At 65.8% G+C, this 18,618-nt stretch carries 17 protein-coding genes; 8 read left to right on the top strand and 9 right to left on the bottom strand.

The features are described from left to right. Both ACQCS0_RS11750 and ACQCS0_RS11745 read right to left on the bottom strand, forming a co-directional pair. On the bottom strand, positions 1-516 hold the full coding sequence (locus ACQCS0_RS11750; protein WP_426938411.1) for a PTS sugar transporter subunit IIA: 516 nt from the start codon (positions 514-516) through the stop codon (positions 1-3). Further along, the gene (locus ACQCS0_RS11745) at positions 513-743 is read right to left on the bottom strand and encodes a PTS glucose/sucrose transporter subunit IIB (RefSeq protein WP_354155888.1); all 231 of its coding nucleotides are present in this window, start codon (positions 741-743) and stop codon (positions 513-515) included. The genes ACQCS0_RS11750 and ACQCS0_RS11745 overlap by 4 nt, the downstream gene beginning before the upstream one ends. Before the next feature lie 186 nt (positions 744-929). Between ACQCS0_RS11745 and ACQCS0_RS11740 the strand changes: the two genes are divergently transcribed. From ACQCS0_RS11740 to nagB, 3 genes are read left to right on the top strand one after another with little or no spacing between them, the layout of a single operon-like run. Next, positions 930-2,183 carry a PTS transporter subunit EIIC gene (locus ACQCS0_RS11740; protein ID WP_354155887.1) on the top strand — a complete coding sequence of 418 codons (1,254 nt, stop codon included), beginning with the start codon at positions 930-932 and terminating at the stop codon, positions 2,181-2,183. Continuing rightward, on the top strand, positions 2,173-3,468 hold the full coding sequence (locus ACQCS0_RS11735; RefSeq protein ID WP_354155886.1) for an amidohydrolase family protein: 1,296 nt from the start codon (positions 2,173-2,175) through the stop codon (positions 3,466-3,468). The genes ACQCS0_RS11740 and ACQCS0_RS11735 overlap by 11 nt, the downstream gene beginning before the upstream one ends. Further along, entirely contained in the window at positions 3,449-4,258 is an 810-nt protein-coding gene (gene nagB, locus ACQCS0_RS11730) for a glucosamine-6-phosphate deaminase (protein WP_354155885.1), read from the top strand. Before ACQCS0_RS11735 ends, nagB begins: the two co-directional genes overlap by 20 nt. A gap of 274 nt (positions 4,259-4,532) precedes the next feature. Here nagB and bioB read toward each other — a convergent pair whose 3' ends face one another. Continuing rightward, positions 4,533-5,558, bottom strand: a complete 1,026-nt coding sequence (bioB, locus tag ACQCS0_RS11725; RefSeq protein WP_354155884.1) for a biotin synthase BioB — start codon at positions 5,556-5,558, stop codon at positions 4,533-4,535. Between the two features lie 423 nt (positions 5,559-5,981). Between bioB and ACQCS0_RS11720 the strand changes: the two genes are divergently transcribed. After that, the gene (locus tag ACQCS0_RS11720; RefSeq protein WP_426938410.1) at positions 5,982-6,575 is read left to right on the top strand and encodes an adenylate kinase; all 594 of its coding nucleotides are present in this window, start codon (positions 5,982-5,984) and stop codon (positions 6,573-6,575) included. 167 nt (positions 6,576-6,742) lie between these two features. On the opposite strand, the gene ACQCS0_RS11715 is transcribed toward ACQCS0_RS11720, so the two are convergent. The 4 genes from ACQCS0_RS11715 to ACQCS0_RS11700 all read right to left on the bottom strand — a co-directional run bounded on the left by ACQCS0_RS11715 (position 6,743) and on the right by ACQCS0_RS11700 (position 9,571). Continuing rightward, positions 6,743-7,399, bottom strand: a complete 657-nt coding sequence (locus ACQCS0_RS11715; protein WP_354155900.1) for a phosphogluconate dehydrogenase C-terminal domain-containing protein — start codon at positions 7,397-7,399, stop codon at positions 6,743-6,745. A gap of 15 nt (positions 7,400-7,414) precedes the next feature. After that, positions 7,415-7,873 carry a sugar phosphate isomerase/epimerase family protein gene (locus ACQCS0_RS11710; protein ID WP_426938409.1) on the bottom strand — a complete coding sequence of 153 codons (459 nt, stop codon included), beginning with the start codon at positions 7,871-7,873 and terminating at the stop codon, positions 7,415-7,417. Continuing rightward, the gene (locus tag ACQCS0_RS11705) at positions 7,803-8,540 is read right to left on the bottom strand and encodes a triose-phosphate isomerase (RefSeq protein WP_354155882.1); all 738 of its coding nucleotides are present in this window, start codon (positions 8,538-8,540) and stop codon (positions 7,803-7,805) included. The genes ACQCS0_RS11710 and ACQCS0_RS11705 overlap by 71 nt, the downstream gene beginning before the upstream one ends. 446 nt (positions 8,541-8,986) lie before the next feature. Continuing rightward, positions 8,987-9,571 carry a histidine phosphatase family protein gene (locus tag ACQCS0_RS11700; RefSeq protein WP_354155881.1) on the bottom strand — a complete coding sequence of 195 codons (585 nt, stop codon included), beginning with the start codon at positions 9,569-9,571 and terminating at the stop codon, positions 8,987-8,989. A 244-nt stretch (positions 9,572-9,815) separates the two neighbouring features. Between ACQCS0_RS11700 and ACQCS0_RS11695 the strand changes: the two genes are divergently transcribed. After that, positions 9,816-10,751, top strand: a complete 936-nt coding sequence (locus ACQCS0_RS11695) for a 5'-3' exonuclease (protein ID WP_354155880.1) — start codon at positions 9,816-9,818, stop codon at positions 10,749-10,751. Between the two features lie 22 nt (positions 10,752-10,773). On the opposite strand, the gene ACQCS0_RS11690 is transcribed toward ACQCS0_RS11695, so the two are convergent. Both ACQCS0_RS11690 and ACQCS0_RS11685 read right to left on the bottom strand, forming a co-directional pair. Then, on the bottom strand, positions 10,774-12,279 hold the full coding sequence (locus ACQCS0_RS11690) for a DUF222 domain-containing protein (protein ID WP_354155879.1): 1,506 nt from the start codon (positions 12,277-12,279) through the stop codon (positions 10,774-10,776). Between the two features lie 158 nt (positions 12,280-12,437). After that, complete coding sequence (locus tag ACQCS0_RS11685) at positions 12,438-13,019, bottom strand: hypothetical protein (protein ID WP_354155878.1); 582 nt, start codon at positions 13,017-13,019, stop codon at positions 12,438-12,440. Positions 13,020-13,180: 161 nt separating this feature from the next. Between ACQCS0_RS11685 and ACQCS0_RS11680 the strand changes: the two genes are divergently transcribed. From ACQCS0_RS11680 to ggt, 3 genes are all read left to right on the top strand, one after another. Beyond that, a complete protein-coding gene (locus ACQCS0_RS11680; protein ID WP_354155877.1) occupies positions 13,181-15,343 on the top strand; it encodes an elongation factor G-like protein EF-G2 in 2,163 nt (720 codons plus the stop codon). 10 nt (positions 15,344-15,353) lie between these two features. After that, positions 15,354-16,610: an MFS transporter gene (locus tag ACQCS0_RS11675; RefSeq protein WP_354155899.1), complete on the top strand. Its 1,257-nt coding sequence runs from the start codon at positions 15,354-15,356 to the stop codon at positions 16,608-16,610. 134 nt (positions 16,611-16,744) lie between these two features. Beyond that, a complete protein-coding gene (gene ggt, locus ACQCS0_RS11670) occupies positions 16,745-18,592 on the top strand; it encodes a gamma-glutamyltransferase (protein ID WP_354155876.1) in 1,848 nt (615 codons plus the stop codon). Positions 18,593-18,618: the final 26 nt, after the last annotated feature.

The following is an 18,618-nucleotide window of genomic DNA, read 5'->3' as shown; positions in this document are numbered from 1 at the left end:
CTATTTTCCGGGAAGATCGAACAGGCGCGCGCCCGCTTCCACGCGCCAGCCGGATGCCGGCGCTTCGATGGCGTCCGCCGCGCTGTCCAGGATCACCACGGGACTGCACATGCTCAGGTCCTTTGATCGGACCAGGGTAACGTCCACGGTGATCATGGGATCGCCGGCGCGGACCTGGTCGCCCTTCTGCGCGATCACCGTGAAGCCCTCGCCCTTTAGGCGTACGGTGTCGATTCCGACGTGCACCAGCACGGCGGGCCCGGACGCGTGCTGGACGATGTAGGCGTGCGGCATGACCTTGACCACCTTGCCGTCAAGGGGGGCCACAGCGGTGATCACGCCGGCGTCGTCATCAGGGATAACGGCTGCGCCGCCGCCCACGAGCCCTTTGGCGAACACCGGGTCCGGCACTTCGCTCAGCGGGATGAGCCTGCCAGGCAGCGGCGAGGCCACGCTGATAATTTGAGCGGTTGTTTCCGTGCTCAATTCAGGTGCGGTCACGTCAGAACGGCTCACATCAGGTCCTGAATGTCTTCGGCGAGGCTCTCGGCTTCCGGGCCCACCACTACTTGGACCACTGTGCCGGACATCATCACGCCGTGGGCGCCGGCGGCCTTGAGGGCGGCCTCGTCCACGCGGCCGGCGTCCACCACTTCGGTGCGCAGGCGGGTGATGCACCCTTCGATCTCTTCGACGTTCCCGGCGCCGCCAAGGGCGGCGAGGATGATTTCTGCTTTGGTCATGTTTACTCCCTGTGTTGGTAAGCGGTGAGGGGCGGTGGTTCCGGAAGCCAATTTGGAGCTTGAGGTTGACAACTGTGGCCAGCGCCCTTCACAGTGATGGTTGTCACTGGTTATAACCAGTTAGCTAGACTCTACTGAATCAAGCATCCCCGCACAAGCACCACCCTCTTCGAGACGAGGAACATCATGACCACGGAAAATCCCACAGCCGGCGCCGCGGCGCCGGAAAAGGCCAAGGGCAGCGGCAAGGCCCTGCAGAACATGCAGCGCTTCGGCCGAAGCCTCATGCTGCCCATCGCCGCCCTCCCCGCCGCCGCGCTCCTGCTCCGTCTGGGCCAGGACGACCTGTTGGGCAGGTTCGAATCCCTGACCACCGTCGCCCAGGTCATCGGTGCCGCCGGTGGCGCCCTGTTCGAGAACCTGCCGCTGCTCTTCGCCGTCGGTATCTCCTTCGGATTCGCCAAGAAGGGTGACGGATCCACGGCCCTCGCCGCCGTCGTCGGGTACCTGGTCCTGACCAACGTCTTCAAGGTCATGGCGCCTCTGGTGATGGGCGCGGCCCCGGACGGCGGGAAAGATCCCGTCATCAACTACGGTGTGCTGGCCGGCATCGTGATGGGCCTGACGACGGCGCTGCTCTGGCAGCGCTTTCACCGCACCACCCTGCCGGACTGGCTGGGCTTCTTCGCCGGCCGCCGGCTGGTGCCCATCCTGACGTCCTTCGCCGCGATTGTGATCGGCGTGCTCCTGTCCGTGATCTACCCGTATTTCAACACCGGACTGACCGCCGTCGGCAACGCAGTGGCGGACAACACCGTGGTGGGCAGCGGGGTCTACGGCACCCTCAACCGGCTGCTGATCCCGCTGGGACTGCACCACATCCTGAACTCCGTCGTGTGGTTCATCCTTGGTGACTACAACGGCGCCCACGGTGACCTGAACCGGTTCTTCGCCGGGGACCCTACCGCCGGCGTCTTTATGACCGGCTTCTTCCCCATCATGATGTTCGCCCTGCCCGCCGCCGCCCTGGCCATCTGGCAGGAAGCCAAGCCGTCGCAGCGGAAGATCGTGGGCGGCGTGATGCTCTCCACCGGCCTCACCGCCTTCCTCACGGGCATCACCGAACCACTCGAATTCTCCTTTATGTTCGTGGCCTGGCCGCTGTACATCGTGCACGCCTTCCTGACCGGAACGTCCATGATGCTGGTCAACTTCCTGGGCATCCACCACGGGTTTGGCTTCTCCGCCGGGGCCATCGATTACGTCCTGAACTTCGGCATCGCACAGAACCCGCTCTGGCTGATCCCGATCGGGCTGGTCTACGCCGCCATCTACTACGTGGTGTTCCGCTTTGTGATCCGCCGCTGGAACCTGCGCACCATGGGCCGCGAAGATGAAACCGACGAGAACGGCTCCATGGCCAAGGCCGATGCAAGCTGAGCTTTTGTCGGCCCGGAGCGGCGGGGACGACGGCGTGGTGGCGCTGCGGGGCCGCCTCGTTACCGGCCACCCAGGCGACGCAGAGATTGACGACGGCACCGTAGTGATGGCCGGGGGATCCATCCAGTGGTGCGGCCCGACGTCGGACCTGCCGGCAGGACTCGACGCCGAGGTCCGGCTGGTGCCGCTGATCCTGCCCGGGCTCGTGGACGTGCACTGCCACGGTGCCGTGGGGCACACCTTTTCCGCGGACGCTGACGGGGCCAGGCTGGCCGCCGCCCATCACGCCTCGGAAGGCACGACGTCGGTACTCGCCTCGCTCGTTTCGGCGCCGTCGCACGTGCTGCTGGAGCAGATCGCGGCGCTGCGGGACGTGGTGGCAGACGGCGCCCTGGCCGGCTTGCACCTGGAAGGGCCGTTCATCACCAAGAGCATGTGCGGGGCCCAGGACCCTGCAGCCATCATCGACGGCGATCCGGCGGTCCTGAAGCAGTGGCTTGAAACGGGGCGCGGGACCGTGCGGTCACTGACCCTGGCCCCCGAAACCCCGTACTTTGCTGAGCTGGTGCAGCTCTGCCGGGAACACGGCGTTGTGCCTTCCCTTGGGCACACCGCCGCTACGGCATCCCGCACCCGGGAAGTCCTGGGCGCTGCTGGCGGTGCTGGTGGTGGTGACCGCCAGTGGTCGGCCACGCACCTGTTCAACCGGATGCCTTCGCTGGGCCACCGGGCTGCCGGGCCCGTCGCGGTGATGCTTCAGGCCGCCGAGCAGTCACCTGGGCACATGGTGCTTGAGTTGATTGCCGACGGTGTTCACCTCGACCCGGAAATCGTCCGGATGGTTTTCAACCTCGTGGGTCCCCGCTCCGTTGCCCTCATCACGGATGCGATGGCGGCGGCCGGAATGTCAGATGGGCACTACACCCTCGGCAGCCTGGACGTGCTGGTCCAGGACCGGGTGGCGCGGCTGGCGCCGGCGGGCAGGACCCAATCCGGGGAAGGGGAGGAAACCGGAGCGATCGCCGGGGCCACGAGTTTCCTGCTGGAAAACGTGCGCCGCTGCGTCGAATGGGGGATTCCGCTCGCCGACGCCGTGGCTGGGGCTTCGTCCACGCCGGCCCGGCTGATGGGCCTTGACCGGGGCCCCACCAGGGTTGGCGCCATCGCCGCGGGATATCGCGCGGACATACTGGTGGCCACCGACAAACTTGACCTCGTGCAGGCCTACCGTGCCGGCACATCACAAACGCAGGAAAGGAAAGACCGTGCAGATAGTTCTGTGTGAGTCCGTCGATCACGTAGGAGCCCGGGCGGCAGACATCATTGAGGCCAGGGTGCGGAGGGGTCCGGCGGTCCTGGGCCTGGCCACCGGAGGCTCCCCGAGTTCCACCTACCAGGAGCTCATCCGGCGGCACCACGAGGAACAGCTCAGCTTCGGCCAAGTCACCGGCTTCACGCTCGACGAGTACGCAGGACTGCCAAAGGAACATGGGCAGTCGTACTACTCCACCATCCGGCGCGAGTTCGTAGACCAGGTCGGCCTGCCCCTGGAGCAGCTTTTCACCCCGCAGGGCGACGCGGCGGACCTCGTTGCCGAGGCAGAACGCTACGATGCAGCGATTGCGGCGGCCGGGGGAGTGGACATCCAGATCCTGGGCATCGGCGCGAACGGCCACATCGGGTTCAACGAACCGACGTCGTCACTTGCCTCGCGGACCCGGGTGAAGACTCTGGCGGGGGCTACCCGCACTGACAACGCCCGGTTCTTCCCGGACGGCAGCGTACCGCGGCTGTGCCTGACCCAGGGGCTGGGGACCATCCGCGAGGCGAAGCTGGCCGTCCTCGTGGCGACGGGGGAGAACAAGGCCGCCGCCGTCCAGGCGATGGTGGAGGGCCCGGTCAGCGCCAACTGTCCGGCGTCGGTGCTGCAGCTTCACCGGAGGGCCGTGGTCCTCCTGGACCCGGCGGCCGCGTCCCGGCTCTCCATGCTCGAGTACTACCGGGACGCGCAGGAGTTCAACGACCAGCTCGGCCAGACCCCTACCAGACCGTGGCTGATCAGCTCTTCAACCTGAAGTCGGATGCCGAGGATGGCGTTCGCCACTCATGGTGCGAGCACTCCGTGGCGGGAGCATTCGGCGGTCCAGCCCAGCGGCGTCACCTGGACTTTCATGCGTCGCCGGCAGGCGGCGCAGTAGCGCGGCGGTTCCATTGCGAGGCGTTCGCCGCAGCGGTGGTGAACGTCCGACGCCGGGCTGTCGCCGCCGTCGGACGGTACGCCGCAGTGCCCACAGAACGTAGCGGTGGAGCCGGTGGTTGATCCAGTCGGGCCTGAGGATCGGTTGGGGATCATAATGTCTTCTGAAGTTCCTTGATGGGCATGTTCAGCTCGACGAGCAGGTTCAGGTCGGCGTCTGCCGGGCGGCCCAGCGTGGTCAAGTAGTTGCCGACGATGACGGCGTTGATGCCGCCCATGAGGCCTTGGCGGGTGCCGAGGTCGCCGAGGGTCAGCTCGCGTCCGCCGGCGTAGCGGAGCACGGTGCGGGGCATCGCCAGCCGGAACGCGGCGATGGCGCGGAGGGCGTCCTTGCCATCCATGATGCCTTGGTCTTCCAGCGGGGTTCCGGGACGGGGATTGAGGAAGTTCAGCGGGACTTCGTGGGGTTCCAGGGCCGCGAGCTGGGCTGCGAGTTCCGCTCGCTGTTCCAGGGATTCGCCCATGCCGATCAGGGCGCCGCAGCACAGTTCCATGCCTGCGGCCTTGACCATGTTGCAGGTGTCCAGGCGCTCCTCGTAGCTGTGCGTGGTGACGACCTCGGGGAAGTAGCTGCGCGCGGTTTCCAGGTTGTGGTTGTAGCGGTGGACGCCCCATGCGGCGAGCTGGTCCACCTGGTGCTGGGTCAGCATGCCCAATGAGCAGGCGATGTTGATGTCCACTGCTTCGTTGATCCTGTCGATGGCGAACTTGATCTGGTTCATGAGCTTGATGTCCGGACCGCGGACGGCGGCGACGATGCAGAATTCGGTGGCTCCCGTCGCAGCGGTCTCTTTCGCGGCCTTGACCAGCTCGGGGATGTCCAGCCAGACGCCGCGGACGGGGGAGTCGAACAGGCCGGACTGGCTACAGAAATGGCAGTCTTCGGGGCAGCCGCCGGTCTTGATGGAAATGATGCCCTCCACCTCGACGTCCTCCCCGCAGTGCCGCAGACGGACCTCGTGGGCGAGCTGCAGGGCGGCCGGCAGATCCCGGTCCGGCAGCCTCAGGATTTCCACCAGCTGGCTTTCGGAGAGGCCGATTCCCTTTGCCAGGACCTGTGTCCTGGCGGTTTCGAGGATAGTGCCGGGGTTGGCCTTGAGGTCTGGCTGAATCGTCATCAATAGTCCTTTTTGGGGGTGCTTAGCTGCGGATATTGCCTCGGAACAAACGCTAGTTCTCAGTTCGGAGCGGGATTTTGTCGGGTTTCGACAAAGCGATGACGCTGAAATTGGACCCCGGATTCTGGAGTGCGGACCTTATGGGGGTGGCTTGTGAAAAAGTGAAATATCCGACGCTAAGGCTGGCGAGGCCGTGTGGGTGGTCCTGGGCAGTGGCTATCAGATAGGGCACCCGTAGGCGGGGCCGGGGCCCGCTCGCTGCACCACTGCTACCGGTAAAAGCACATAGACGCAGAGTACGACGGCGGGGCTCCTCCACCGTCGTACTCTGCTGTCAGGCGCCGATGCAGCCCGGCCGCAACCTCCGGATCAGTAGCATCGGGCCAGGACGAAGACGTCCACATAGGCAGCAAGGAGTATTGAATGACGAGAATGCTGATTATGGGTCCGCCCGGCTCGGGCAAGGGGACGCAGGCGGAACGGATTTCGGAGCGCCTCGGCGTTGTGGCCATTTCAACCGGCGATATCTTCCGTGCCAACGTCAAAGGCGGAACGCCGCTGGGTTTAGAGGCCCGGAAGTACATGGATAACGGAGACTTCGTTCCGGACAGCGTCACGAATGAGATGGTGCGCAACCGGCTCAGCCAGGACGACGCCAAGGAGGGATTTCTGCTGGACGGCTACCCTCGCACGGTGGCGCAGGTGGACTACCTCGACGGAATCCTCGCTGCCGGCGAACACAAACTCGGAGTGGTCCTGCAGCTGACCGCGGTTGACGAGGAACTGGTCTCCCGCCTTTTGGGCCGGGCCAGGGAAACTGGGCGGAGCGATGACAACGAGAGCGTCATCCGTCACCGGCTGGCCCTTTACCACCAGCAGACGGAGGCCGTGGTGGCCAGGTATGCCGGCCGCGGGATCCTTGCCGAGGTGGACGGGATGGGCGGGATCGAGGACGTCACGGACAGTGTCATGGGCAGGATCGACGACGTGCTGAGCGCGCCCGCCCGCGGACTGTAGGAGGCGCAACAGCGGGTGAACGACGGCGGTCTCTCCCGCCGTCGTTCACCCGTGGGCACTGTTGTTAGTTATCGATCACTTTCTGTCAATGAATTCCCTTACCAGCTTGGAGATTCAGCTGCAAACACGAATAGCCCGGTGCGCGGCAACTGCCACGCACCGGGCTATCAAGTGGGGAATTGGCGTTTGACGGCGTCCAGCTTGAGCATTTTGGCGTTGATGCCGTCCAGCTCGGAGTCGTCGAAGATCTTCTTCCAGTCGTCCTTGATGATGGTGTCCTTGCCGTACTGGACGGCGATTTCGCACGCCTCAGAGATTGGGTTGGAACCACGGAGGGCGTTGGTCAGGGTGATCTGCACGTGGCCGAACAGCATGGCCTTGGCCGCTTCTTCGGGAACGCCGGCGGTGTGGACGGTCTCGTGCAGCGCCTCGTTGAGTAGGGTGCCGATCATGCAGGCAACGGTCTCAACCATGGTGGGCTCGAGGATGGCGAGCTGCTTCACGGTGACGGAGGGGTGGCAGGGGTGCGCAACCGCCTGGACAACTTCGTCGCGCTTTGCCAGCAGTCCGGCGTAGGCGGCGGCGGGGTCCACAGTGAGCAGTATCGCGCCAGCCTTCAGCTGGGGGAGTACGCCTTTGGAGACGATGCCGAGGACGGTGTCCGGGACGGCGAGGATGACCACGTCGGCGTTCTTGACGGCATCCTCAGTGGAGGTGATGTCCCGGCCTTCGGCGCGGAGGCGCTCCTGGCCGGCGCGGGAGTTCTCGCTGTAGAAGACGGTGTGGGCGCTATTCTGGAGGTTCCGGGAAACGCGCATTCCCATTTTGCTGCTCACATTTCACTTGCTCCTTAGGAATTCGATGCTGTGTTTGGTCCACTGGTTTTCGAGGCGGATAGTATCGGCCTCGGAGTCCTGCCACGGCAGCCAGTGTTCGATGACCAGGTTGATATTTCTTTGGTGGGGTTGGAACTTGGTGACCATGTAGTCGTAGTCGAGCAGGTCTTCGCCGAGCGGTGCGCCGGCATAGGTGAACCCGACCCAGCCGTCCTTGCGGCTGAACGCGAAGTCCTTAACGTGCATGTTCAGGACGTAAGGCGCGACGGCGTCAATCACCTCGCTCGGCATCTCCAGGGCCGCGACGGTGTTGGTCGGGTCGCTGCAGATGCCGAGATAAGGGCTGTCCACGCCGCGGATCACGTCCAGGATCCGGGGGGTGGGCATCTGTTCATAGGTTTCCACCGCGATCTTTACCCCGGCGGCTTCGAAATCGGGCGGGACCTTTTTGAAGATCGCCACGGCTTCCCCTGCCGTCGGGGTGTGGCCCGGGACGTTGAACATGGTCCGCAGGTGCGAGCCCAGGATCCCGGGCCATGTGCAGGAATTTCCGCAGGTGCTCCACGCGGATGCCCTTGGTGCCGAGCTCCAGGGAGATGCCCAGCCGGTCCTCGGTGGCCCAGACGGCAACGAGCTCGGAGTCCGTTATGGTTTCCAGCGGGGCGTAGTCGCAGACCTGGAACAGGTCCACACCAAGTTCCGCAGTCCGCTCCAGTGCCTGGTGGATGCTGAGCGGTTCGGCGACCTTGTCCGAGAGCTGCCAGAAGAAGGCGTAGCTGATCAGCCCCGGTCCGGCGCTGCCGCCATAGATGACGCGGCTGTCAATTTCCGCGGAGCATTGCGCGACAGCCTCTCCCGGCGAACCGGCGTGAAGCTCGCCCACGCACAGGATGGGCGTGAGGCCGTTGCGGCAGGCGGCGGCCGTCTTCAGCCCGATGACCGTGTCATCCTCGCCGAAGATCCGGCGGCGTTCGGCATGGCCCACTTCGGCGTAGCGTCCGCCGAGCTCGGCCACGGTCTTGCCGCCCACTTCGCCGGTGCGAACGCTGGCGTGCTCGTCGCTGGCGGTGGTCGCCTTCTTTTCGGTCTCCAGAGCGCCGGTCAGCCAGGTCTTTTCCTCGGCAGTCAACCATTTGGCCGGGCGCGGGGGAGTCAGCGAGGTAGAACCAGGCGATGATCCCGATGATGATCGCCGGAAGTGCCACGCCGAGGAACATCACGCGCCAGGCCCTCGAGGCCGAAAAGGCCGTGTTGCTGGATGAGAAGGCCGGCCACTACGGAGCGGCCTGGAAGTGCAGGCCGTTCAGCTGGCCGCGACGAGGATTACCGAAGCGGCTCTTGGAGCGGATGCGCGCCAACCTTGAATCCATGGAGCGGAATCTGGACAACCCTTTCGGCTTTCGTAGAGGCCGATCAATGCCTCCAGGCCAAAAGAATCTCGGACTTCAGTGGCCGGCTCAATCCTGCCGGCGAACTCCTGAAGGAGCTCGCGGCGCTCCGGGGCAGCGCTGTAGTGTCGGTCCAGGACCTCTGGCGATCCCCAAACCTGCGAGGTTAAGGCGGACGCCTGGGTTCTCAGCCCTGGGCTGCAGCCACCATGCGTTTACCGTTGAAGTATTCGAGGTGCCAGCCCTCGGTGACATGGTGGTGGGCCAGATTCAGCACCGCGTTGTCGATCCTGTGCAGGGTGCGGCCGATAGCGAGGTTGAGGCTGACCCGAAGGAGCGTGCCGTGGGCTACCACCAGGACGCGTCGGCCGGAGAATTCATGGGCCAGTGCTTCCAGCGCCCCCAACCCGCGAGCGGCCGCGTCATCTTCGGTTTCGGCGCCGCGGTAACCGCCGGGTATGCGCACAGCCTCCAGCTCGAGGCCGGCCTGCAGGCCCTCGGCCTGTCCGAAGCTGCGTTCGGCGAGCGACGGAATATGCCGGGTAACGCTCAGCCCCAACCCGTCTGCTATCATCTTGGCCGTTTCCGCGGCACGGCTAAGCGGCGAGGACACGATCGCGTCCCACTCATAGCCAGACAGGACACCAACGGCGTCGCGCGCCTGGCCACGACCGACGTCGTTCAGCGGAATGTCGGTGGCCCCCTGCAGCCGACGCTGCGCATTCCAGTCTGTCTGGCCATGACGGATCAGGGCGAATGTCGTAAGGGTCATGATGACTATTCTCCCTGACGGCAGGCACGGACCGGGCAGCCGTCGGGATAAAAGCAACTTGCTGGACCAAACGGTCGGGAGGCGTGGGGAGTCAGCAGTGTTGGTCCTCACCGTTTGTGCAGGCACCGCGATGCTCCTGCGGCGGTGAGGGAGTTGCGCGTTCCTTGCCCTGTCTTGGCTGCACGGCGATGCTGCACGGGGCTCTGCCGATAGCCGCGCAGCTGCTTCCGTGTCAGGATCAGGTATGCCACACCGCCTGATGCTGCTTGATACTGCGTCCCTGTACTTTCGCGCCTTTTATGGCTTGCCGGACACGATCCGCCGTGCTGACGGAACGCCGGTGAACGCGGTTCGCGGCCTCCTGGACATGATCGCCCGCCTCACCACGGATTACGGGGCCACGCATCTGATTGCCTGCTGGGACGACGACTGGCGTCCACAGTGGCGCGTGGACCTCATCCCAACCTACAAGTCGCACCGGGTCGCCGAACGTGTAACGGATGCCCCCGACATTGAGGTGGTCCCGGACGCGCTTGAGGCGCAGCTTCCGATGATCCGCCGCGTCCTTGAACTCGCCGGCATCGCCATCGTGGGGGCTACTGAACACGAGGCCGACGACGTCGTCGGCACCTATGCAAGCCACGCGGACCTACCCGTCGATGTGGTCACCGGGGATCGTGATCTTTTCCAGACCGTCAACGATGACCGTCAGGTGCGGGTGATCTACACGGCGCGGGGCATGAGGAACCTCGAAGTCGTGACGGACGCGGTCGTCGTCGGGAAGTACCGCGTGCTGCCCGAACAATATGCCGATTACGCGACCCTGCGCGGCGACGCCTCCGACGGGCTGCCGGGCGTTGCCGGCATCGGTGAGAAGACCGCCGCGTCGCTCCTGGGCGAGTACGGCACGCTGGAGAACTTGCTCGCTGCAGCAGCTGACGGGGGAGGCGGGGTATCCGCGTCCGTGCAGTCCAAGCTGGCCGCTGCCGCCGACTACCTTACGGTCGCGCCAACGGTTGTGAAAATCGTGCGCGACCTCAATCTTCCCACCCTCGAGGAAGCGGGAGCACAGCTGCACCCGGTCGACGGCGAATCGCGCGCCGAACTGGAGCGTCTCGCCCTCGAATGGAACCTTGGAGGCTCGGTCAAACGGCTGCTTGACGCGCTTGACCGACAATAACGGTCACTGCGCATTCGCCCTGCTAGACCGGCTGGGGGATGCTCCACTCCGGCCACGGCTCGTCGACCGGTGCCTGTAGCCAGCTCCACTCCGGCAAGGGATCTACCGGGCACAGATCCACAGGCGGAGGTTCGCCGGGCAGGATGTCTTCGGGCACGGCCGGGCCAAGTTCCCGGTGCCATAGTTGGTTCAGGATTTCGGGTGGCCAATCGGGTGGTTCCCAGTCCTGTTGTTCGCTGGCGTACTGACGGCCTGTCGGTGAAATCCAACCGGGTGGCTTGTCGGTGGTCGCCCCAGTGGGTGTCCAGCCGCTGGCGTGTTTCAGCCTGTGATGCTTGGGGCATGGCTGCCCGAGGTTAATGATGCCGGTGGTGCCGCCGTCGGCCCAGGCGAGGAGGTGGTCGGCCTCATTGTCCAGAGACTGGTTGCTGCAGCCGGGGAACGGGCATTTCCCGTCCCGCAGACGGAGCCAGTGCCGCATGCTGACGGGGATGCGGTAGCTGGTCCGTCCGATCTCCAGCGGCGCCCCGTTGCGGGGATCAGTCAAGACACGGTGGAACGACGAGGAACTTTCGGCCATCAGACGACTGGCCATCGACGCCGGGATGGGGCCGTACCCATCGAGCATTGCGGGTTCGTCGGTGAGGCCCATGAGGGCGAACACCGGCACGGTCACGAGCACCTGCGCCGACGGTGGCGGCACGTGCTCCGCCGTGCCGCCAAGGAGCCACTTGGCGGCCACGTCGGCGCGGATTTGGCTCAGGTTCCGGTCCTCATGGGGTCCTTGGAGGGCGCAGGCCGCGGTGGTGGTGCGGTCCCAGATCCCGGCCGCCTGGTCCGCGGGGAGGTACGCGCTCAGCCAGGCCATGCCGTCCCGGTCCGGGGCGAACTCCAGCCGGCGGTCCAGGGCGCTTTTGATGTGGCGTTTTTCGATGCTGTCCGGGTGGTGGCGTTCGCGCCAGGTCCGGGCTTTGTACCGGAACCGGGATGGCACGAGTTCCCCGGCGGGGCAGCCCTGTGCAGGGTTCGCGTCGGGGTCCAGAAAGTGGGCTTCCAAGGCGGCGGCGCCGTCGGGGTCCAAGTTCGCGGTTTCCTCGACCATGGCCCGGGCATGCTGCCACGAAATGTTCCCATCCTGCAGGGCGGCCAGCGTCAGCGGGAGGGTGGTTGTCAGTTCGTGGGCCTCGGACAGAAGCGCACCGGCCGTCCGTTCGCTGACCGTCAGGACGTATGCGACCTCGGAGACCACGGCCATGTCCTGCGCGATGAGGCCCTGTGGCTGCGCATTCGGGGAGGCCACCGCCTGCGTAGTGTCAGCGAACCCGGCGGCGGCGTGGACTACCAGGGCAGCCGTGGCAGCTTGCAGCCGGGTAGCCTCCGCGAGCGTGTCCAACCAGCCGTCAGACTGCTGCCGCAGCGCATCCGGTTCCCCTTGACCCTTAGGATCTGCGCCAGGGATCACCAGAGCAAGCGCAGCGACAGAAGCCTTGATGGCCTCGAACGCCTCCACTGCGGTTGTCCCCTTCATACTCACATCATCTTGCGAGGCACTGACATTTAAGGGTCCCCGCGGACCTGTCCCGAGGAACCCGGCGAAAGAACTTCGGCCACCCGCTGGCTGGGGGCCGATACGCCATGCGGTGGCGGGCCTGGAACAGCGCCGCCATGCTCCGACGCGCTTGCTGCTCAGGCAGGGGCCGGGAGGAACCGGCCGTTCCTGATCCGCGACGGGCCAAAAACGACGTTCAGCGGGGCAATCGTCCGCGGCCCGTGTTCCCGCGACAAGGGGCGGCCGACGGCGACGTGGGGCACCCAGTGCGGGTACCGGTAGCCCAGCGACGGTGAGCTAAGGATGAAGTCGTCCACATTGTCCACGAGGAGGCGGTCCAGGAGGTCATGCAGGCCCTGCACCAAGGACACCCGGTAGTCGTGCACCCGACCGGGTACGTCCACTTCGAATCCGGAGATGCCGCCGCCACCCAGCACAATCAGTTGTGCCGAGGTGCCCGCAAACCCGTCCAGAACGGGCAGGCCCTGCAACCAGCCCGTTGTATGCCGGACGGCATCACCGGCCGGGGTGATCCCCTTGGTCCAGTCCGCGACGTCCTGCGCAAAATCCGCCAGGATGCCTATATGCAGCAGCGTCAGGTGCAGCCCTTGCGGCCTGCGCAGGGCGTTGACATAGCTGCCCAGGGCCTCGTAGTCGGAGGGGGCTGATCCCACCGCCAGGACGGGAACCTCCACTGTGATGCGCGGAACAGGCTGCATGGCTCCCTCTCACAGTGGCACGGACTCGTGGGTCTGGCTGCCATTATCCTCCGCTGCGGCCACCCCGACCCGGGGGTTGCTCTTGCCCTTGCGCCCGCCAGGGTGTCGAATCAAAGAACACGATTCGGCCCGGTGCATGGCAAAGATGCCAGGAGGTTCCCATGTCAGTGAAAGGCGCAAAGGAAACAGCGCGGACACCGGGGCGTGGAGGGCCGGAAGTGCGCCGGGCTGATGCTACTAACGGCATCGCGGCAACGGATTCCAAGCAGGTGCGCAACGTGGCGCTGGTGGGGCATTCGGGCGCCGGCAAAACCCTGCTTGTCGAAGCGTTACTGGCTGCCCACGGCATGATTACGCGCAAAGGCTCCATCGCGGACGGCACCACCGTGAGCGACTCCGACCCGTCAGCAGTGCGGCAGCAGCGGTCGGTCACGCTCTCCCTGGTTCCGCTGCTCATCAACGGCATTAAGGTCAACCTGCTGGATACCCCGGGGTATCCGGACTTTATCGGCGAACTCCGGGCGGGCCTGCGGGCTGCGGACTCGGCCCTCTTTGTTGTCTCCGGCGTGCACGGTATCGACGCCACCACTACGGCGCTCTGGGGCGAATGCGAACGCCTCGGCACGCCGCGGGCCGTGGTCATCTCCCGCCTTGACCACCCCAGGGCAGATTACGACGGCGTCCTGGCCGCCTGCCAGCAGGCGTTCGGCGAATCGGTGCTCCCGCTGTACGTCCCCGTCAGGTCCGGCGGCGAAACCACCGGGCTGCTGGGATTGCTGACGGGCACGGTCTCGGACTACTCCGCCGGCGATGCGGACGCCGGTCCCCGGGACGCTGACGCCGGCGAGCGCGCGGGTTCTGAGGGCGGCGCCCGCGGCCGGCTCATCGAGGGGATTATCGCCGAAAGCGAGGACGAAACCCTCATGGACCGGTATCTGGGTGGTGAGGACGTCGATACTGATGTCCTCATCGCGGACCTGGAAACCGCCGTCGCCCGTGGTTCCTTCTTTCCGGTCCTGCCAACCTCGGCTGTCACCGGGCTCGGCACGGCGGAAGTGCTGGAAATCCTGACCAGGGGCTTCCCGTCGCCGGTGGAGGGCGGCCTCCCGGCGGTGACTGACCTGGCGGGCGCTCCCTCGGCGGCCCTGGCCTGTGACCCGGACGGGCCGCTGGCGGCTGAGGTGGTCCGCACCACCATTGATCCGTTCCTCGGCAGGGTCTGCCTGACACGGGTCTTTTCCGGCACGTTGCGTGCTGACACGCCCGTGCACGTCGGCGGGCACGGGCTCGCGGACCGCGGCCATCAGGACCATGACACCGACGAGCGCCTCACCCACCTGTATTCGCCGCTGGGTCCCAACCTTCGTCCTGTGGCGCAGTGTGTGGCCGGCGACATCTGCGCGGTGGCGAAACTGGGGAGCGCCGAAACCGGGGACACCATCTCGGCCAAGGACCAGCCGCTGCTGCTGGTCACCTGGGAGATGCCGGAGCCGCTGATGCCGGTGGCGATCGAGGCGGACTCTCGCAGTGACGAGGATGCGCTGGCCCGGAGCCTGGCGAAGGTTGCCGCCGGCGATCCCACCCTGAGTGTGGAGCGGAACGCGGAAACACACCAGCTGATCCTCTGGTGCATGGGGGAGGCGCATGCCGAGGTGGTGCTGGACAGGCTGCGCGACCAGGGCGTGAAACTGCACACTGTTGGCGTGGTGACGCCGCTGCGGGAAACGTTCGCCGCCCCGGCAACGGGCCACGGCCGGCACGTCAAACAATCCGGAGGACACGGGCAGTATGCCGTCTGCGACATCGACGTGGAGCCGCTGGACCGTGGCGGCGGGTTCGAATTCGTCGACAAAACGGTGGGTGGGGTAATCCCCGGAACGTTTATCTCCTCGGTGGAGAAAGGGGTAAGGGCGCAGATGCAGAAAGGGTTGGCCGCCGGGTTCCCCGTGGTGGACCTGCGCGTCACCCTGGTGGGCGGGAAGGCCCACAGCGTTGACTCTTCCGACGCCGCCTTCCAGGCAGCCGGCGCGCTGGCGCTCCGGGAGGCCGCCGCGGCCGGCCGCATCCAGCTGCTCGAGCCGGTTTCCTCGGTCAGTATCACAGTGTCCGAGGCGCACGTGGGTGCCGTGATGAGTGACCTCTCGGCACGCCGCGGCAGGCTCACGGGTACGGCCACGTCCGGTAGCGAGCTGACCGAGATCAGCGCGGAAGTCCCTGACCAGGAACTGCTGAAGTACGCCGTGGAACTTCGTGCGCTGACTGCCGGGACCGGCCGGTTCCGTCGCCGGTACCTCCGGCATGACCCGGTACCCAGCGGTTCATGAGCGCCACGTCATGAACGCCGCCGCGCGGAAGATCCAGCGCATCTATCTCACCCTAACGCTGGGCAATACTCTTGCGGCCTCCTTCATCTGGGGAATCAATACGCTTTTTCTGTTGGATGCCGGGCTGAGCAACCTCGAAGCCTTCGCGGCCAACGCCTTCTTCACGGCCGGCATGGTCCTCTTCGAAGTGCCCACCGGGGTCATCGCGGACGGATGGGGTCGGCGGGTGTCCTTCCTGCTCGGTACGGTGACGCTGGCGGCCTCGACCTACCTGTACTACCTGCTCTGGCAGTTGTCCGCTCCATTCTGGGCCTGGGCGTTGGTGTCCGTCCTGCTGGGCCTGGGCTTCACGTTCTTCTCCGGGGCCGTGGAGGCCTGGCTGGTGGATGCGTTGCGCTTCTCCGGCTACGACGGTGAGCTGGAAGCAGTGTTCGGGCGGGCACTGATGGTCTCGGGCGTCGCGATGCTTGTGGGTTCGACGGCCGGCGGCGTGATTGCCCAGGCCACGGATCTGGGCGTACCGTTTTTGCTGCGTGTGGGCGTGCTGCTGGCCATGTTCGGGGTGGCATTCTGGCTGATGCGTGATGTGGGTTTCACCCCGGAGCGTTCTCCCCATCCGCTCAAGGCGAGCCGGGACGTGCTGTCTGCCTCCATCGACAACGGCCTGAAAAACCCGCCCGTCCGGTACATCATGTTGGCCGCGCCGTTCAGCGCCGGTGTCGGGATTTATGTTTTCTACGCCTTGCAGCCCTACCTGCTGGAGCTCTTCGGCGACCCGCACGCCTACTCCGTCGCCGGACTCGCCGCGGGCATTGTGGCCGGGGCGCAGGTGGTGGGCGGATGGCTGGCACCGATGGTCCGCCGCCTGGTCCGCAAACGCACCACCGTGCTTGTGGTGAGCAGCATCATGGGCGCCTTGATCCTGGTGGCGCTCGGCATAACGCGCGTGTTCTGGGTGGCCCTGCTGCTGCTGGTGCTCTGGGCGCTCGTCTCCGCGGCGGGCACCCCGGTACGGCAGGCGTATTTGAACGACATGATCGACTCAAGACAGCGGGCAACACTGCTCAGCTTCGATTCGCTGATGGGATCCAGCGGTGGAATCGTGGTGCAGCCGCTCATGGGCCGGGCAGCGGACGTGTACGGCTATCCCACCTCGCTGGCCATCAGCGGTGTCATTGAACTGTTCGCCGTGCCGTTCCTGCTGGCCAGCCGGCGGCGGCGCTCGCCGGCCGACGCAGCAACCACCGAAGCCGTCACACCGGCCTGAAGCCATGGCCCGTGCCCATGGCACTGGCACTGGCACTGGCACTGGCACAAAAAAATGGAGCTTTGAGAGTCCCTACCCGGCGGAGTATCGTGGCGCAAACCCACCTTGCGCAACACCCTGACCCGGGAGAGATCATGCCTAGTGTGCGACGTCGATTGGCAGCTGTGACGGCTGTCCTGGCCTTGAGCGTAACGGGTGGGGCGGTGACCAGTCCCGCGTTTGCAGACCCCCGTCCGACGGACAGGATCCCTTCGGCCACCGGGTACGGCGGGGCGGTGAGCACCGTTGACCCGGAGGCGTCCGCTGCCGCGATCGAGGTCCTCCGGAACGGCGGTAATGCCGCAGATGCGGCGGTCGCCGCGGCCGCGACCCTGGGTGTGACCGAGCCCTACAGCGCCGGCATCGGCGGGGGCGGATACTTCGTGTTCTACGACGCGAAGACCGGCAAAGTGGGAACCATCGATGGCCGCGAAACGGCGCCGGCAACGATGCCGACGGACGCGTTCATCGACCCGGCCACCATCACGCCTGCGAACCCGGCCGGCAGCCCATACCGGTTTACCCCCGAACTGGTGACCAGTGGCGTCTCCGTAGGCGTCCCCGGAACACCAGCCACGTGGGAACGGGCCTTGGAACGGTGGGGAACGCTGGACCTTGGCGACGCCCTCAAGCCCGCCATCAAGGTGGCCAACCGTGGATTCGCGGTGGACGAGACCTTCCGCCAGCAGACACTCGACAATAAGGTCCGGTTCTCGGCCTTCCCCGCCACGGCGAGTCTGTTCCTTCCCGGCGGTGACGCTCCCGTCGTCGGCAGTATTCTCCACAACCAGGACCTCGCTAAGACGTACCGGCTCCTCGCGAAGGAGGGAACGGCTGCCTTCTACGGCGGACCGCTCGCGGCGGAGATCGCCGCCACGGTCCAGTCACCGCCCAAGAGCGACACCACCACGCTGCCTGTTCCGGCCGGCCACTTGACGACGGCGGATCTCGCCGCATACCGGACTCTGGACCGGGAGCCCACGCATGTTGAGTACCGCGGCTACGACGTTTACGGCATGGCGCCGTCCAGCAGCGGTGGCACCACAGTCGGCGAAGCCTTGAATATCCTGGCGCCTTTCAACCTCCGTGAGATGACCGCGCCGGACGCGTTGCATCACTACCTTGAAGCGAGCGCACTCGCTTTCGCGGACCGTGCCAAGTACCTGGGCGACCCGGCTTTCGTCAACGTCCCCACCAAAGCCCTCACCGACCCGCTGTTTGGGAAGGAACGGGCGTGCGCCATTGACCCCACGACGGCGGCAACAAAGCCGGTGCCGGCCGGGAACGCGTCAAACTACAGCGGAGTGTGCAAGCTGGCGCCTGCCGCAGTGGAGGACGAGAAAGACACCGAAAACATCTCCACGACCAACCTGACTGTGGCTGACAGGTGGGGCAACGTGGTCGAATACACCCTCACGATCGAGCAGACCGGCGGGTCCGGGATGGTGGTTCCCGGCCGCGGGTTCCTGCTCAACAACGAGCTCACCGACTTCTCTACCGTTTATGTCCCCACCGACCCGAACCGGATCGAACCCGGCAAGCGCCCTCGGTCCTCGATGTCGCCCACCATCATCCTCAAGGACGAAAAGCCGTTCCTGGCGCTCGGTTCGCCCGGCGGATCGACGATCATCACCACCGTGCTGCAGACCATCCTGAACAGGGTGGACCTGGACATGAGTATTTTGGACTCGTTGGCGGCCCCGCGTGCGTCGCAGCGCAACACCCCCAACGTCACCGCCGAACCGGACTTCATCACACAGTACGGAGACGCCTTGGCACCCTACGGTCACAAGTTGGTCCCCGCAGGTGACGCCTTCACCTCGGCAGCCGAGATTGGTGCGGCGACCGCCATCGAGTTCGGGCCCGGCAAGCGCGTGACCGCGGTTGCCGAGCCCGTGCGGCGCGGTGGGGGTTCGGCGATGGTGGTCAGACCCGTTCGGTGAACCAGCTTGCCACCGTCAGCTTCGAG

The sequence above is a fragment of the Pseudarthrobacter sp. S6 genome (genome assembly GCF_050156575.1).
Lineage (GTDB): Bacteria > Actinomycetota > Actinomycetes > Actinomycetales > Micrococcaceae > Arthrobacter.
The sequence above is the reverse complement of the archived record's forward strand: the minus strand, read 5'-3'. Positions and strand labels throughout refer to the sequence as shown.